The 18672-nt window shown below is 65.7% G+C and carries 2 protein-coding genes and 1 pseudogene; 1 reads left to right on the forward strand and 2 read right to left on the reverse strand.

Annotated features, from left to right (window positions below; translation table 11 throughout):
* Positions 1 to 187 precede the first annotated feature (187 nt).
* Complete coding sequence (locus NFL01S_RS10180; protein ID WP_063915898.1) at positions 188 to 1150, forward strand: endonuclease/exonuclease/phosphatase family protein; 963 nt, start codon at positions 188 to 190, stop codon at positions 1148 to 1150.
* A 31-nt stretch (positions 1151 to 1181) separates the two neighbouring features.
* Here NFL01S_RS10180 and NFL01S_RS10185 read toward each other — a convergent pair whose 3' ends face one another.
* Both NFL01S_RS10185 and NFL01S_RS10190 read right to left on the reverse strand, forming a co-directional pair.
* Positions 1182 to 1757 carry a Uma2 family endonuclease gene (locus NFL01S_RS10185; RefSeq protein WP_062973713.1) on the reverse strand — a complete coding sequence of 192 codons (576 nt, stop codon included), beginning with the start codon at positions 1755 to 1757 and terminating at the stop codon, positions 1182 to 1184.
* A gap of 225 nt (positions 1758 to 1982) precedes the next feature.
* Positions 1983 to 18578: pseudogene (locus NFL01S_RS10190) on the reverse strand (amino acid adenylation domain-containing protein); the annotation flags it as partial.
* Between the last annotated feature and the right edge of the window lie 94 nt (positions 18579 to 18672).

Here is an 18672-nt window from a genome sequence, read left to right on the forward strand (position 1 = left end):
CTACTTCGCCGAAGACTTCGATCTCACAGCCCTGATCCACCACACAGTCGGGCGAAACCTGGCACGCAAACATCGACGCCCGGCGCACGCTGAATGGCCCGCGCGGCCGCCGGACCGGCTCCGGAGTCGGAGTCCGCCACCGAGCAGCACAAGATATCGGGCACAGGACTGTGGTTATCTGTCGAACGTGGTGTCGAAATTCGTCCGGGTGGGCGTGGACTCGATCCCGTGGCTCGCGACCGCTGCCGGGGCTGCCGGGGTGATACTGCATTTCAGCCGGTTATCGGCTCGTTTACCGGTTCTGGCGGCATCGGTTGCGCCGTACCTCATGTGCTTGTCGATTGCCGGGGTGGTGGTGTTTCTGGGGTTGCGGCGCTGGAGCGGTGCAGGGGTCGCGCTCGTCGTCGTGGTGGTGGCCCTATGGACCCAGCTTCCGTTGTATTACGGTCGCGCCGGCGACGAGGACGGCCGGCTGGTGCGGGTGATGCAGGCCAATCTACTGTTCGACGGAGCGGACCCGCGGGCCCTGGTCGACCAGGTGCGGGAGCGCAATATCGAGTTGCTCACCGTCAACGAACTCACTCCGGCGGCGATCGGCGCGCTCGGCGGGGCGGGTCTCGACCGGTTGCTGCCCTATCGGTACCTCTCGCCCGCCCGGACCGCGGCCGGGACCGGGATCTGGAGCCGTTACCCGCTGTCGGACACCGTCGAATACGACGGATACGTGCTGAACCAGCTCTCGGCGACCGCCGCGATCCCGGACGCGGGGCCGGTTTCGGTATTCGCGTTCCACCCGGTTCCCCCGGTCTACGACATCGATGTCTGGGCAGACGAATTATCCCGTTTGCATGCGGTTCTGGAGAATGCTCCCGCGGATCGCCCGGCCATCGTCGGCGGCGATTTCAACGCGACATACGATCACGCCCAATTCCGGGCCATGCTGTCCGGGCGTTTCGACGACGCCGTCGTTCAGGCGGGCGCCGGCCATCTGGTCACCTATCCCACCGATAAGTGGTGGCCGCCGCTGGTGGGGATCGACCACATACTCATCGCCGGGGGGCATGCGGTCGCAGTCGAAACCCTCGATATACCCGGCGCGGACCATCGCGCCCTGACCGCATCGATCCGCCTGGACCGCGCCCCGCGCTGAACGGTCGCGGACGACCCGCCGCCCGGTGCAGTCAGGGAAGTAGGTCCAACGGGGCGAGGGTGATCTCGAACGGGCCGTGCAGAGTCGCGGTATCGCCCGCGCAAACCCGGTGGGTCTGTTCGTAGACCTGTTCGGACCCGAGCGTGTGGGCGAACAGGACCGGTAGCTCCTCCCCCGGTAACCGGCCCTTGAACGGGTTGATCTCGAAACGCCAGTAGTGCGGGATTCCGGCGGCGGCATAAACCACCGGTTTCGTCATCCGATCCGCCAGTGTGGTGGAGCCGGAGACCACCTCGACGGCCAGCCGCACTTGTTCCGCAGGTATCCCCCGCGCATCCCAGGAAATCGGCCCTTCGGCCACTATCAGGTCCGGGATGGGCTCATCGTCCGCGATCAAGGCGCCGACACCTTCCAGGACCACACAGTCCGCCGGTACAACATCGTCGAGCATCCGGCTCAGCCGCTGGATGAGCCACTGGTGCCGGGGCTTGGGAGCTGCATTCACGACGAGCTGGCCATTCAACACCTCGTATCGCAATCCGTCTTCGGGCATCCGATCGAGATCGGCCGAGGTCCACCGGTCCAGTCTCGGGGCAGGCATAGCCATCGGACCACCTCCAGCTCGATTCGCCGACCGCGTACATCCGCGGTCGCTGCCAGAATTCTAGCCTCCGCTGACCGCCACGACACGGGATGAAGGCGCGGGGGCAGCCGAGATCGCGCGACCGGATGCCTGGATATTTACCGCCGGACCGGTCCGGGCAAGCGGCACAGCCGGCTGCCTGCCCGGTTATGCGACCCCGCGCCGGGCGTGTGCGCGGGGACGCATGGTTCAGTCCTCTCCGGACGTGATACCGAGCCGGGCCAGCAGGTGTGGGGCGATGACGCCGAGAGCTTCGGCGGTCGTCATCTCCTCGTGTGTCGCCGGGACCGCGTATTCGGCGACCTCGCCCGAGACGTACGGCCACCAGTCACCGGCCCGGGGGCCTGCCTGCTGCGCACCGGGGGTGGGTACATCGGCGCGGAAGAAGTCGACGACGCCACGGTAGATACCGGGTTCGTGGCCGGCGATCAATTCCGCGGAGCGGGCCGCGGTCCGGTACACCGCGCGGAGCCGGTCCACCGGGAGCCGCAGCAGCTCCGGGGGGATCAGTTCGTGCAGGCGAGCCAGTTCCGCGTCGCCGAGTTCGCCGATATTGCGGTCGGTGTCCTCGGTGAGGATGCCCTGCTCCAGCAACGCGGCGCGCAGGATCGTCTCGAAAACGCCCGGATCGACGCCGGGGTGGCTGTCCAGCATCGCCAGCATTTCGACGTGTTCCCCGGCCGCCTGCAATGCGGTGGCGACGGCGTGGGCCAGGACGCCGCCCAGCGACCAGCCCAGGAGGCGGTACGGGCCGCTGGGCTGGATGCGCCGGATCTCGGCCAGGTAGCGGTCGGCGATCTCGCTCAGCGAGGCCGGGTCGTAGCCGGCATCGGAGTACGCCGGCGATTGCAGACCGTAGATCGGCTGATCCGCCGGCAACAGCCGAGCGAGCCCGGTGAAGCTCCAGGCCAGTCCGTCCCTGGCGTGGATGGCGAAAATCGGTGTCGCGGAACCAGTTTCGCGGATGGGCAGGACCACCCGCAGTGCCGCCTCGGACAGTTCCTCGGCTTCGGCGGGTTCGGCGAGCCGGGCGGCGAGACCGCCGACGGTCGCGTCGGTGAACAACCACTGCACGCTGATATCGGTACCGGTCTCGGCGCCGAGCCGGGCCGCGACCTTGGTCGCGAGCAGCGAGTTACCGCCGAGCGCGAAGAACGAATCGTCCACGCCGACTCGTTCCACGCCCAGGACCTCGGCGAAGACCGCGGCAACCGTATGCTCCAGCGGGCTGCGGGGAGCACGGAACTCTGCTTCGCCGGCGAACACCGGTTCGGGCAGGGCCCGGCGGTCCAGCTTGCCGGCCGGGGTCAGCGGGATCGCGTCGAGCACCATGATCGACGACGGCACCATATGCGTGGGCAACCGCTGCCCGGCGTAGTCGCGCAATTCGGTGACGTCGATCGAATAGCCCGGTACGGCAACAACATACGAGACGAGAGACACCGCGCCGGCCATACCTTCGTGGCCGAGGGTGACCGCGAAGTCGACCTGGCCGGACGAGGTGAGCACAGCGTCGATCTCGCCGAGCTCGATCCGGAAACCACGCACCTTCACCTGGAAATCGTTACGACCCACGTACTCCACCGCCGGATCACCCGCGGCATCGCGACGCCAGCGCACCAGGTCACCGGTGCGGTACAGACGAGCCCCGGGCTCACCGTGCGGGTCGGCGACAAACCGTTCCGACGTCAGACCCGCCCGGGCGTGATAACCACGCGCCAGCTGGACACCACCGACATACAGCTCTCCGGCCACCCCCTCGGGCACCGGGTTCAACCGGTCGTCCAGAACCAGCGCCCGCATACCCCGCACCGGACCACCGATGGTGACCGGATCACCCGGCAGCAGCCGGCCACTGATATTGGTCGCAATGGTCGCCTCGGTCGGGCCGTAAGCATTGTGGAACCGACGCTGTATCCCGCCCTCGGGCGCGGTGGACCACTTGGCCACAAGATCCGCCGAAACAGCCTCACCACCGGCAATGATCACTTCCATACCCGCGAGATCCGCAGGGTCCAGCGACGCCAGCACCGACGGCGTGATCAAACCGACCGTCACACCCTCACGGGAGATCAGCTCACCCAATTCCGCGCCACCGTAGGTACCGGTCGGAACCACAACCAGCGCACCCGCCGAACCCACAGCCAGCAACAATTCCAGGATCGACGCATCGAACGACGGCGACGCGAACGCCAACGCCCGCGACGCCGGAGTCAACCCGTACCGCTCCACCTGCTCGGCACTGAAATTCGCCAAACCGGCATGACTGACCACAACACCCTTGGGCACACCCGTCGAACCGGAGGTGTAGATGACATAGGCAGTGTTCGCCGGAGTCAACGGCCGCACTCGTTCCGCATCGGTGATCGCAGCTGCGGAGTACCCGTAGATTTCGAACTCGTCGAGCACCAGCCAATCCACCGAATCCGGCAGATCGGCGCGGACCGAAGACACCGTGATACCCACGGACGCACCGGAATCGGTGAGCATATGAGCGATCCGGTCTTCCGGATAGGTCGGGTCGACCGGCAGGAACGCCGCACCGGATTTGGTCACGGCCCATTCGGCCAGCACCGAATCCGCCGACCGCGGCACCGCCAGGGCCACCACGTCCTCGGCACCGAGGCCGAGCACGATCAGCGCCCGCGCCAAGCGGTTCGACCGCTCGTCGAACTCTTCATAGGTGTACCGGCGGCCGTCGAACACCACCGCCGGCGCCGACGGGTCGACAGCCACGGCAGCGGTCAGCAAGTCCGGCAGGGTCTGTGCCGGTACGGCTGGACCGCCTGACCGCGATCCCAGTTCCGCGCGCTCGGCGATGCTGAGTAATTGCGCATCCCCCACCGGCTGGTCCGGTGCGTCGACCAAGTGGTCGATCACCCGCAGCAGTCGTGCGGCGAGCGTTTCGACAGCGGCGGCGTCGAACCTGCTGGTCAGGTACTTCAGCATGATCCTGACCGTGCCGTCGGCGGTCACCACCAGCGTCAGCGGGTAATGGCTGTTGTCGCGAGCCTGCACCCCGGTGATCGACATACCGTCGATATCGCCGGTGGCGGCGACCGCGGCGGCATCGGTCGGATACGACTCGAAAACCAGCAGCGTGTCGAACTGCACCGCGACCCCGGCCGCTCGCTGGATATCGGTGAGCCCGAGATGGTGATGCTCCATCAGCGCCGCTTGTTCCCGCTGCAGCTCGGTGAGCAGCTCATTCGATGAGGCGCGCCGATCGATCCGCACACGCACCGGCAACGTGTTGATGAACAAGCCGACCATGGATTCGATACCGGGCAGTTCCGGCGGCCGGCCGGATACCGTGGCGCCGAATACGACATCGTCACGACCGGTGGTCCAGCCGAGCAGCACACCCCATGCCGCCTGCACCAGAGTGTTGACTGTTACCCCGAGTTCGGCGGTGCGCTCGGTCAAGCACCGGGTGCGGTCGGAGTCGATCTCCGCGATATAGGTGCCCATCTCATAGCTCTCCGAAGCCAACGGCTCCGGTGCCAACAGTGTGGGTCCGTCGAATCCGGCCAGCGCGTCGCGCCACGCCTGTGCGGAGACCGCGTGGTCGCGGTTTCCGAGCCAGGACAAGTAGTTTCGGTACGAAACCGCCCGTCCGAGCGCGGCAGTGTCGCCGCGCACGGCGTACAGCATCAGCAGATCCCGCATGAGCAGCGGCATCGACCAACCATCCACCAGGATGTGATGCGTGGTGAAGGTCAGCTGCCAGCCATCGTCGGTCAACCGGGCAAGATGGAAACGGACCAGCGGTGGGGCAGCCATATCGAACTGCTGAGTTCGGTCCGCAGTCAGGAGGCGAGCCAGTTCCTTGTCTCGCTCGTGCTCTGGCAGGTCGCGTAAGTCGATATCGCGCCAGGGCACCGAGACGGAGCCGAGTACCACCTGTACCCACTGGCCGGTGTCATCCGCGACGAACGCCGTGCGCAGGTTCGGATATCGGAGGAGCAGGGTTTCCGCAGCCTGGCGCAAACGGGCCGGGTCGATCCGGCCGGACAGGGCGAGGGAGGTCTGCATGGTGTAGACGTCGTGACCGTCGCGCATGAGCTGGGCGTGGAACAGCAGCCCGGACTGCAGCGGCGATAGCGGCCAGACCTCCGACATCGCCGGGTATACCTGCTCCCACCGTTCGATATCGGTTTGGGAGACCCGCACCAGCGACATATCGGACGGCGTGAATCCGCCGGCCTCCGTCGTGCGCGCATGGTCGGCGAGCGCGGTGAGCGCCGCGCACCAAAGGTCCGCGAATTCACGCACTCTCGCCTCGCTCAACAACCCTGTGGGATAGGCGAAGGTGGTGCTCAGCACTGGTCCGTCCGCACCGGAGGTGACGATGGCATTGATATCCAGTGCGGCATGAGCGGGCATATCGCGAGCGCCGTCCGCAGCCAGCGGTCCCAATTCGCCCGTGGGCAGCCAACCGAATTCGGCGAGCTCTGCTGGTATCTCTCCCGCGGTTGCCCGGCCCAGATAGTTGAAACCGATCTGGCCCGGAATTTGTTCGGGTAGCCGGTTTCCGGTCTCGGGGTTGAGATACCGGAGCATCCCGTAGCCGAGACCTTTATCCGGCACCGCGAGCAATTGTTCCTTGACCGCTTTCACGACCGCGCCGAGTGCCGAACCGCCGGCGAAGGCGTCGTCGATATCGATTTCCGGGAGCTCGAGCCGAACAGGATACACAGCTGTGAACCAACCGACAGTGCGCGACAGGTCGGCCCCGGGCACCACGGTCTCCTCTCGACCGTGCCCCTCGAGCTTCACCACCGCAGGTTCGAACGGGCTGCCTCCTCGCCAGCGGGCAAGCGCCAGCACGAGGGCGGACAGCAACGCGTCGTCCGGGCCTCCGTGGTATCGGGTGCCGATATCTGTCAGCACCGCTTCGGTGGTCGCCGCAGGCAGGGTCACCTCGAACCGTTCGACCGTGGCATTGGTATCGATGGCCGGATCGAACGGGCGGTTGCCCAGTACGGGTTCTGGTGCCGCCGAAACCTTCTGCCAGTAGGGCAGCTCCGCAACTCGTTCGGACGTGACAGCCGCCTCGGCGAGCCCGTGGGCCCAATGCCGTAACGAGGTGCCGACCGGCGGCAGTGACACCGGTTGCCCACCGGCGACCTGAGACCATGCCAGGGCCAGATCCGCGATGATGATGCGCCAGGAAACACCGTCGATGACGAAGTGATGCGCCACGAACAAGAGCACATCGGGTCGCTCGCCCGGAAACGAGAACCATACGAACTGCGCCATGACGGCGGTGGGGTCCAAACGTCCCAGTGCCGAATCCAATTCGGCCGAAGCGATTCGGGAAAGTTCGGCAGCGTCGATCGCATCGTCGAGCTCTGCTCGGTGGATCAGCGCACCGATATCGATCGCGTCCGGAGCAAGCACCTCCAACACCGGATCCCCGGGCCGGTCCCGGACCAGGGCTCGCAGCGCGTCATGGTGCTCGAAGAGCGCCGACAATGTCGCGACGAGGCCCACGTGGTCGATCCCGGCAGGCAACTGCAACATCATGCTTTGGGTGAACCGCCCATACGGCCGGTTCTCACCGAGGATCTGCGCCATGAACGGCAACGGCGGCATCTCGCCGACGCCGTTGCCGGGAAGTTCCGCGAGTCGCTGTTCGGCAGCCTCCCCGACGGTCGCGATATCGGCGAGCGCGGCGACTGTGCGATGCGTGAACACGTCTCGGGGGGTGAATACGACACCGCGGGTTTTGGCCCGTGACACCAGCTGAATCGACAGAATACTGTCGCCGCCCAGGGCGAAGAACGAATCGTCTACACCCACCCTCGGCGCACCGAGTACCTCTGCGAACACCTCGGCCACGACCTTCTCGGCCGCGGTCGAGGGAGCACGGAATTCGCGGGGGCCGAAAGACGGGGCAGGCAGCGCCCGGCGATCCAGCTTGCCAGTGGCATTCAACGGAATTTCCGCCAGTACCACCAGGGCCTCCGGCACCATGTAGGCAGGCAACCGGCCCTTCAGGACGGACCGAACTTCCTCGGTATCGGGCGTCGCCCCCGCTGCGGGCACCACGTATCCGACGAGCTGATCGCCGGCCGGAGTATCCCCACGCACAACTACCACGGCTTGACTGACCTCGTTGATCTCGGTCAGCGCGGTTTCGATTTCGCCGAGTTCGATCCGGAGACCACGTACCTTCACCTGGAAATCGATGCGGCCCAGGTAGTCCAACTCACCATCAGCCGTCCACCGCACCAGGTCACCAGTGCGATACATCCGCTCACCGGCTCCGAACGGGCTCGCCACGAAACGATCCGCACTCAGATCGGGCCGCGCCACGTAACCACGCGCCAACTGCGTACCGGCCAGATAGAGCTCACCCGCGACACCCACCGGCACCGGCTGCAACCGGCCGTCCAGCACGTACGCCTGAGTGTTGAACTCCGGGGCACCGATCGGCACCGTGACCGTATCCGCGTCCGTGACCTCCTTATACGTCACAGAAACCGCAGCCTCGGTCGGACCGTACAGGTTGTGCACCGCGGCACCGGTCAGCTCGCGCAACCGCTGTGCCGTCTTCGGCGGCAACGCCTCACCGATCACGAATACATGCCGCAGACTCGCGAGGGCCCCCAGCGGGGTATGGGCGACGAACACCGTCAACATCGACGGCACGAAATCCGTCACCGTCACCTGCTGCTCAGCGATCACCCGCGCCAGATACTCGGGATCACGATGACCATCCGGGGTCGCCACCACCAAATGCGCACCGGCAGCCAACGGCAGGAAGTAACCCCACAGCGACACATCGAACGTAGTCGCCGTCTTCTGCAAATAGACATCCGCAGAACCCATCGGGTACTGCGCCAGCATCCACGCGACCTGGTTCACGATCGCCGAATGCGGCACCGCCACACCCTTCGGACGACCCGTCGAACCTGACGTGAAGATCACATACGCCGTATTCGATGGCCGCACCGGCGCACGACGATCCGCATCGGTCACCGGCGCGGCATCGAAACCACTGGTATCGACAGTATCCAGGGCAAACACCGGCACACCAGCGATCTCGCGTGTTCCGGCGCCGTCGTCCGCTGGCATATCCGCGGTGGTGGACAGCACGCACACCGGAGCCGCGGTCTCGACCACGTACCGGGTGCGCTCGACCGGATGGTCGGGATCCAGCGGCACGTACGCACCCCCGGCAGTGACGACCGCATACATACCGGCCACGAGGTCCAATGAACGCGACATCAGCAGCGCGACAGAGGTTTCCGGACCCACTCCGAGCGAAATCAAATGCCGCGCCAGTCGATTCACGCGAGCCGAGAAGTCGGCATATGTCAGGGTTACGCTGTCGAAACTCACAGCTGCGGCGTCGGGAACCAGGGCCGCCTGCGTCTCGAACATCGATACCAGAGTGGCGCTGGTATCCACCATGTGCGCGGTATCGTTCCACCGGCGCAGCACGAGCTCACGCTCCACGTCGTCGAGAAGATCGAACGTGCCGATCGGCCGGTCGGGATCATCGGCGATACCGGTGAGTACTCGCACGAGCCGATCCGCGATGCGCCGTACTTCGGCTTCGCCGAAAATGTCACGCAGATAGCCTGCGCGGAGACCGAGGGTGCTTCCCAGGGTGGCGACCAAGGTCAGCGGATAGTGCGTCGCGTCTTCCATGTCCAGCTCGGTCAGCGCGACCCCATCGATATCGACGGCCTGCGCCTGAATGCCGTCGGCATCCACCGGATACGACTCGAATACCAGCAGTGTGTCGAACAAGGTCGCCAACCCGGTCTGCGCCTGGATATCCGCCAGACCCACATGGTGGTGATCCAGCAGGTCGGCCTGCTCGCCCTGGGTCCGGGTCAGAAGCTCACGCACCGATTCGGAATGCTCGAATCGCACTCGCACCGGGACCGTGTTGATGAATAGACCGACCATCGATTCGACACCGGCCAGCTGTGCCGGGCGACCGGACACGGTGGTACCGAACACCACATCGGCACGACCGGTCAACCGGCCGAGCAGCACCGCCCATGCTACTTGCAGCACGGTGTTAACGGTGACCCCGAGTTCGGCGGCCAGCGCAATGACCCGCGAAGTCGCCTCAGGATCCAGCTCGAAAGTGTACTCACCGGACAGAGTTTCGATCTCGTGCGTACTGTCGGCCCCGCCGGAGAGCGGACCGCTGAGCAGCGTCGGCTCGTCCACACCGGACAGTGCCGAACTCCACGCAGCCAGTGCGACCCCGCGATCTTGCCGCCGCACCCAGCCCAGGAAGTGCCGGTAGGAACGCACCGGCGGCAGGGCATCGGGATTTGCGCGGACTGCGTACAGGGCCAGCAAATCGCGCATCAACAACGGCATGGACCAGCCGTCGAGCACAATGTGATGATTGGAGACCACGAACCGCCAGCGCTGCGCCGCAACCTTGATCAGCATGAACCGAATAAGGCCTGGCTCGGCCAGATCGAACCGCCTCGTTCGGTCCGCCTCGATCAGGTCCTCGGCATTACCGGTGTCGCTGCGATCGTGCTCGGTCCAGTCCACTCGGACCTCGCTCAGCACCACCTGCACCGGGTTGCCCGCGTGGTCTGTGACAAAAACGGTGCGCAAGTTCTCGTAACGGTCCACCAGTGCCTGCGCCGCCGCCCGCAACCGTCCGGCGTCCAGCCGGCCGGTCAGCGTCAGCACCGACTGCGCGGTGTACACATCCACCGACTCGTCCGCCAGCTGGGCATGGAACAGCATCCCGTTCTGCAGAGCCGAGAGCGGCCACACATCGGCCACCGGCGTCGGGAACAGCCGCTCGAAGTTATCGACATCCGCCTGGGTCAACGCGACCATGGCGAAATCGGAGGGGGTGTGGCCACCCGCTCCCGGGGAAGCGACATGCTGGGCAATGGCCGTCAATGCGCGCACCCATAGGTCGCCGAACTCGCGTGCCTCGTCGGCAGACAGCAGCGTCGACGGATAACCGATCCGCGCGGACAGTGTGTCACCGACCACGACCGCGTTGATATCGACCAGTGACATCGCCGGCATATCGGCGTCCTGAGCACCGGTCAGCCCGGCACTGTCACCAGCCGGCAGCCAGCCGAGGTCACCTGCGTCTTCGGAAAGCTCCCCGCCGCCGACACGGCCCAGATAGTTGAAGCTCACCTGGCCCGGAACGGTCCGCGGAAGCTCGACCGCGGTCGCGGAATTCAGATACCGCAGCAGACCGTAACCGATGCCCTTGTCCGGCACTGCCAGCAACTGTTCCTTCACTGCCTTGAGCGCGGTTCCCAGCGCCGGTCCGCCGTCCAATGCCTCGAGGATATCGATTCCGGACAGATCGAATCGGACCGGGAACAGCGTGGTGAACCAGCCGGCCGTTCGGGACAGATCAGCCCCGGGCACGACCGTTTCTTCACGCCCGTGTCCCTCGAGCCGCAGCAGTAGCGGATCATCGAGGGCCGTTCCCGGCACTCGCCGGGCGCGCCAGGCGGCAGTGGCCAGGGCGAGCGCGGTGAGCAGGCCGTCGTTCACACCGCCGTGGAACAGCGCCGGAACGGTCGTCAGCAGCGACTGCGTGACCGCGGCCGGCAGTTCGACCACATGGGTTTCGGAGACTCCGGTGGTATCCACCGCGGGATCTATCGGGCGGCTGCTGAGCAGCGGGTCCGGCGTACTGACGACGGTGCGCCAATACGCGAGTTCGGCCACGCGCTCGGCGCTGTGCGCCTGACGTTCGAGCTCATGCGCCCAGGTGCGCATGGAGGTGACCGGCGCGGGCAACTGGGGGGTCTGACCGGCCTTGTGGGCGACCGCGGACAGCACGAAATCAGGTATGAGAATCCGCCAGGTCACGCCGTCGACCACCAGGTGATGCGCAAGAACCACCAAACGACTCGTACGCTCGCCGGCATCGGGTTCCAGCCAGACGAACCGAAGTACTACACCGGCCGCCGGGTCGAGCCGATCCAACGCGGTATCAATTGCCGCCGCGGCAATCTCGTGGAACTCGGCATCGGTGGCGGCACTGTCGAACACGGTGTGGTCGATGAGTGCGTCCACGTCGACGGAGCCCGGGGCGGTGGTTTCCAGCACCCAGTCCTCGTCTGAACGGAACAACCGCGCCCGCAACATATCGTGCCGATCTATCACCGAACCGGCGACCGCCGCGATCGACTCCCGGCTGATTCCGACCGGCAACTCCAGCGCAATCGATTGGTGGAACCGACCTGAGGAGCCGGGCCGTTCGACCATGAACCGCATGATGGGTGTGAGCGGCATTCGGCCGACTCCGCCCCCTGGCAATTCCGCCAGCGCCAAGGCGTCAGCTGCCCCGCTGTCCACGGATTCCGCTACCGCAGCCAGTCCTGCCACGGTGCGTTGCTCGAACACATTGCGCGGGGTGAACACCACACCACGCACCCTGGCTCGCGAAACCAGCTGAATGGACAGGATGCTGTCACCGCCGAGCGCGAAGAACGAATCGTCCACGCCGACCCGCTCGACTCCGAGCACTTCGGCGAACACCTGGGCGATCGCCACCTCGACCTCGCCTTGTGGGGCTCGGTAGGAGCGTGCCTCGAGCACCGGCTCAGGTAGTGCTTTGCGGTCGAGTTTGCCGACCGGGGTAAGCGGGATCTCGTCGAGCACCACTATTGCCGATGGCACCATATACGCGGGCAACCGGTCGGAGACGAACTCGGTCACCGCGGCGGTATCCACGCTCCGAGCCGCGGCAGGCAGGACGTAGGAGACCAGAATCGTTGCGCCCGCCGCGGTTTCCTTACCGAGAGTCACCGCGTAATCAATATCCGAATGACTGGCCAGGGCGGTATCGACCTCACCCAGTTCCACGCGGAAACCACGAATCTTGACCTGGAAGTCCGTCCGGCCGACATAGTCGAGTTCCCAATGCACCGTCGGTAACGCCTCGTTGCCGGCCCGCCGACCGGGGGCAGCATACCAGCGCACCACATCGCCAGTGCGATACATACGCGAACCTTGGAAGCTGAACGGGTTGGCGACGAACCGATCCGCGGTCAGACCAGCCCGATTGTGGTAACCGCGCGCCAGCGCTCCACCGGACAGATACAGCTCACCCGCCACCCCCGGCGGCACCGGATTCAGCCGCGCGTCCAGGACCAGCGCCGACATTCCGTGCACCGGGTCACCGATGGTGACATGCTCGCCCGGGAACAACCGGGCATACGAGGAGATGATCGTGGTCTCGGTGGGACCGTAGCCGTTGAAATACCGGCGCCCCGGCTCCCATTTGGCGAGCAATTCCGGCGTAGTCACATCGCCACCGGCGGACACAACTTCCAGCGCGTCCAGGTCAGCCGGATCCATGGTGCCAAGCACCGCAGGAGTCATGACCATATGGGTCACTTCTTCGGTGCGCACCAGTTCGGCCAGATCGGGACCACCGATGATTTCGCCGGGGGCCACGACCAGGGTCGCACCGGTATAGCCGGTGCACACCCATTCCAGGACCGACGGGTCGAAGCTCGGGGAACAGACGTGCAGGAACCGGTGCTTCGACTCGAGGTGATACAGATCAGTGGCCACATCGGCCAACCCGCCGATACCCGCGTGCGTGACCACAACGCCCTTGGGCAGCCCGGTCGAACCAGAGGTGTAGATGACATAGGCCGGATGCCACATCATCAACGGCGTGGTCCGCTCGGCATCGGTGACCCGGTGCGCCGGTTTCGTGACCAGCTCCGCTCGGAACTCCGGATCGTCGAGCCGCAGCCACGGAGTCTCACCGGGCAACCGGTCGGCGAACTCGCCACTGGTCAAACCCAGCACCGCGCCGGAGTCGGAGAGCATATGCCGCATCCGGTCGGCCGGATAGCCGGTATCCACCGGCAGGTGCGCACCACCGGCCTTGGCGACCGCCCAGAACGCCAGCACGATCTCATAGGATCTCGGGAACGCCAGTGCGACAACACTTTCCGGCCCGACACCGCGATCGATGAGCGCGCGGGCGAGCCGGGACGATTCAGCGTCGAGCTCCTGATAGGTCACCGAGCGACCTCGGTAACGGACGGCCACACCGTCCGGATTCATCCGAACGCCGTTGTGGAGCAGTTCCGGCAACAGGCCGGTAGCCATCACTTCGTCACCGTGGATATGGGTGAGCAGGCGATATTCGGAATCATCCATGATCGGCAGGTCACCGATCGGCGCGTTCGGGGTCCGGATCAGCGCCTCCAGCAGGTACAAGAAACGGCGGGAGAAAACAGCGATGGTTTCGGAGTCGAAGAGATCGCGGGCATAAGTGAATTCCGCGGCCATCCCGGCCTCGGTTTCGACGACCCGCAGGGAGAGATCGAACTTCGCGGTGTCGACATCGAAGTCGACACCGGAGATCCTCAGGCCAGGCAGTTGGAAATCGGCGGCGGGCAGATTCTCGAACGACAGCGCCACCTGGAACAGCGGATGCCGGGCCGTGGAACGTTCGACCTCCACGAGTTCTACCAAACGTTCGAACGGCACATCGGCGTGCGCGAACGCCTGGAGGTCGGATTCCCTGGTGGCCGCGAGGAATTCGGCGAAACTGAACTCACCGCGCACATGCGAACGCAGCACCAGTGTGTTGACGAACATGCCGATCACATCGTCGAGTTCGGCTTCGCCACGACCGGCGATCGGCGTGCCGACCGCCACATCGTCGGTGCCCGACAGCCGCGCCAGCAGCAGGGCCAGCGCCGCGTGGATCACCATGAACACAGTGGCGTTGTGCTCGGTGGCCAGCCGTTTCACGCCCTCGTGCAGCGGGGCGTCGATCTGGAACGGCACCGTGCCGCCGGCGAACGACTGGATTCCGGGCCGCGGGCGATCACCGGGCAGGTTGAGCTCGTCGGGCAATTGGGCCAGCGTCCGGCGCCAGTACTGCACCTGCGCGCTGACCAGACTGTCCGGATCGTCCTCGGAGCCGAGGACTTCCCGCTGCCAGATGCTGTAGTCGGCGTACTGTACCGGTAGCGGCGCCCAGCCGGGCGGCGAACCCGCGGCGCGGGCGGCGTAGGCGGTCATCAGGTCACGGGTCAGCGGGCCCATCGACCAGCCGTCGGCGCTGATGTGATGCACGACGAAGACCAGGACGTATTCGCTATCGGCAGGATGGAACAGCGCGGCCCGCAACGGCACTTCGGTCGTCACGTCGAAACCAGCAGCCACCACATCGGTGATCCGGTCCCGCACTTCGTCGACCGGTACCGGCACCACAGTGAGATCCGGTACGGCCTGCGCGACCGGTAGTAGCAGCTGGTACGGGCGTCCATCGTGGGCCGGGTAGATGGTGCGTAGGGTTTCGTGCCGGGAGACCACGTCGGTGACGGCCGCACGCAGTGCGGCCACATCGAGGTCGCCGGCGAGGCGGACCGCCACGGGGATGTTGTAGGCGATCGAATCGGTATCGAACTGGTTGAGGAACCACATGCGTTGCTGTGCCAGCGACAACGGCACCCGCTCCGGCCGCGGCAGCGGCGCCAGCACTGGCAGATCATCACGCCCGGTGGCGGTTTCGGCGGCTGCGGCCAGCGAGGTGACGGTCGAGGACTCGAACAGCATCCGCACCGGGACCTGCGCGCCCAGCGCCTGACCCACGCGCGCGGCGACTTGGGTCGCGATCAGCGAGTTACCGCCCAGGGCAAAGAAGTCGTCATCGGCGCCGATGCGCTCGATACCGAGAACGTCGGCGAAGACCCCGGCCACGATCTCCTCGATCGGAGTCGACGGCGCCCGGAATTCCCGCGACTCGAACACCGGCTCCGGCAACGCCTTACGATCCAGCTTCCCAGAGGTGTTGAGTGGAAATTCGGCGAGTTCGACTACCGCCGACGGGATCATATAGGTCGGCAGCAACTCACGGACCGCTTCCAGCAGAGTGACCGGCACGGTCCGCTCGCCCGGGGCAGCCACCACATAGGCGACCAGTTGCTCACCTAGAGTCGAGTTCGCCACCAACGCCACAGCCTGGCTGACCTGCGGCTGCGCCAGGAACGCCGACTCGATCTCACCGAGCTCGATCCGCTGCCCACGGAACTTCACCTGGAAGTCGGTACGACCCAGATACTCCAACACCGGCCCGCCATCGACACGCCGCCAGCGCACCAAGTCACCCGTGCGATACATCCGCCCGCCCGGGTCGAACGGGCTCGCCACAAACCGATCGGAGCTCAGATCCGGACGCGTCACATAACCGCGAGCCAGCTGGTTGCCCGCCAGGTATAGTTCACCGATCACCCCCTCGGGCACCGGACGCAACCGGCTGTCGAGCGCATACACCTGCGAATTCCACTGCGGCACACCGATCGGCACACTCCCGGCCTCATCGCCCGTGGTCGGCCAGTAGGTGATCGAGACCGCGGCCTCGGTCGGGCCATAAAGGTTGTGCACCGCAGCATCCGAGACCGCGCGCATGGCCGTCACCGTCTCTGGCGGCAATGCCTCACCGATCACGAAGATGTGCCGCAGACTCGGGATGGCCCCCGACGGGGTATGCGCGGCGAACACCGTCAACATCGACGGCACGAAATCCGTCACCGTCACCTGCTGCTCAGCGATCACCCGCGCCAGATACTCGGGATCACGATGACCATCCGGGGTCGCCACCACCAAATGCGCACCGGCAGCCAACGGCAGGAAGTAACCCCACAGCGACACATCGAACGTAGTCGCCGTCTTCTGCAAATAGACATCCGCAGAACCCATCGGATAGTGCGCCAGCATCCACGCGACCTGGTTCGCGATCGCCGAATGCGGCACCGCCACACCCTTCGGACGACCCGTCGAACCCGATGTGAAGATCACATACGCCGTATTCGATGGCCGCATCGGCGCGAGACGATCTGCATCAGTTACCGGAGCAGCATCGAAACCACTGATATCGAGTATGTCCAGAGCAAGCACCGGCACACCCGCGAGCACACCCACAGTACCGCCCAGTGCGGAATCACCGGCTGCCGGTTCGATCCCGACAGCCTGGACATCGGCTGTAGTGGACAGCAGACACACCGGTGCCGCGGTATCGAGAATGTAGCCGATCCGCTCGCCCGGATGCGCCGGATCCAATGGCACATACGCACCACCGGCCGCCACCACCGCATACATACCCACGACCAGATCCACCGATCGAGACGCAAGCAAACCGACCAACGACTCCGGGCCGACCCCTTGCGCGATCAGATACCGCGCCAAACGATTCACCCGAGCCGAGAACTCGCCGTAGGACAGACTCGTTCCCTCGAACGACACCGCCACTCGATCCGGGAAAGCGATCGCTGCCTGCTCGAATCCTTCCAGCAGCAGCCGTGGCGTGAAGGGGTACCCGGTGGCGTTCCACTGCTCGAGCATCAGCGTACGTTCGGCCGGGGCTAGGATCTCGAGGTCACCGACCGGCACGGCAGGATCCGCCGCGATGCCGTGCAGCAATCGAGTAAGCCGGTCGGCGAATCCCTCCGCCGTGGCGTGATCGAACAATGCGCTGGCATAGGTCAGGTATCCGTCCAGCCCCAAGGGCTCGCCGGCTTCGTCATAGGCATCGCCGACGATGAGGTTCAGGTCGAACTGCGACATCTCGGAATCGAAGTCCACCGGCGATACCGTCAGGCCCGGCAGGACCAGACCGGCCGGCCCCATGTTCTGGAAGGTCAGTCCCACCTGGAACAGCGGGTGCCGCGCGGTCGAACGAACCGGGTTCAGCACCTCCACCAAACGCTCGAATGGCACATCCGCATGCGCGTAGGCCGCGATATCGATCTCACGCTGCCTCGCCAGCAGATCGGTAAATGTTTCGCCGCGATCGACCTGAGTCCGCAACACCAGAGTGTTCACGAACATACCGATCAGATCATCAAGTGCCTGCTCTCCCCGACCCGCGATCGGTGTACCGATCGCGATGTCATCGGTGCCCGACAGCCGCGACAGCAACACCGCCAGCGCCGAATGCACCACCATGAACAAGGTGGCCCCCTGCTGCTGGGCGACCCGAAGCAGCCCGGCATGGAGTTCGGGGGCGAAGCGGATCTCGACCCGGCCTCCGGCGAACGACTGCACCGCCGGACGCGGCCGATCCATCGGCAGGTCGAGTTGGTCCGGAATCCCGCCCAGCGCTGATTCCCAGTACCCGAGTTGCTTGGCCGCGAGCGATTCCGGATCGGTCTCGTCGCCGAGCAGGGCACGCTGCCAGATGCTGTAGTCGGCGTACTGCACCGGCAACGGTGCCCAGCCAGGAGCCTCACCAGCAGCGCGCGCCGCGTAGGCAGTCATCAGATCCCGCGTCAACGGCCCCACCGACGAACCGTCACTGGCGATATGGTGCACCACCATTGCCAGCACGAATTCTCCGGGCACGCCGGCGGTGTTCGCACCACTTTCGGCCGCATCCACATCGACACGCGCCGCATCGACCGGTCCGTCCAGTTGGAACAGCGACACCCGCAACGGCACCTCGGCCGTCACATCGAAACCGGCCGACGCCAGATCCGATACCGCACTGATCACCTCGGCAGCCGGCACCGAACGCATCCGCAGAACCGGACCGGCGTCGCCCGCCGGCAGCACCACCTGCACCGGACCGGATTCGGTCTCCGGATACACCGTGCGCAGCACCTCGTGCCGCGCCACCAGATCGGCAACCGCCGCCCGCAGGGCATTCACATCCAGATCACCGGACAACCGGATCGCCATCGGTAGGTTGTACGCCGTCGACTGCTGATCGAAGCGGTTGAGGAACCACATCCGCTGCTGCGCCGACGACAACGGCGCCGCGACCACAGCTTCGCCCGTCGGCAAGGTGACGCTCGTACGCTGCCGAGGAACCAGTGCGGTTCGTCCGCCGGCCCCAGCCTGTTCCTCGATCCGCGCCGCCAACAAGGTCACCGTCGAT

This window comes from Nocardia flavorosea NBRC 108225 (assembly GCF_001613385.1).
Taxonomy (GTDB): domain Bacteria; phylum Actinomycetota; class Actinomycetes; order Mycobacteriales; family Mycobacteriaceae; genus Nocardia; species Nocardia flavorosea.

Bases quoted from the DNA above. Each gene is read 5' to 3' on its own strand.
- NFL01S_RS10185 (WP_062973713.1), bottom strand. From the start codon at position 1,757: ATGGCTATGCCTGCCCCGAGACTGGACCGGTGGACCTCGGCCGATCTC.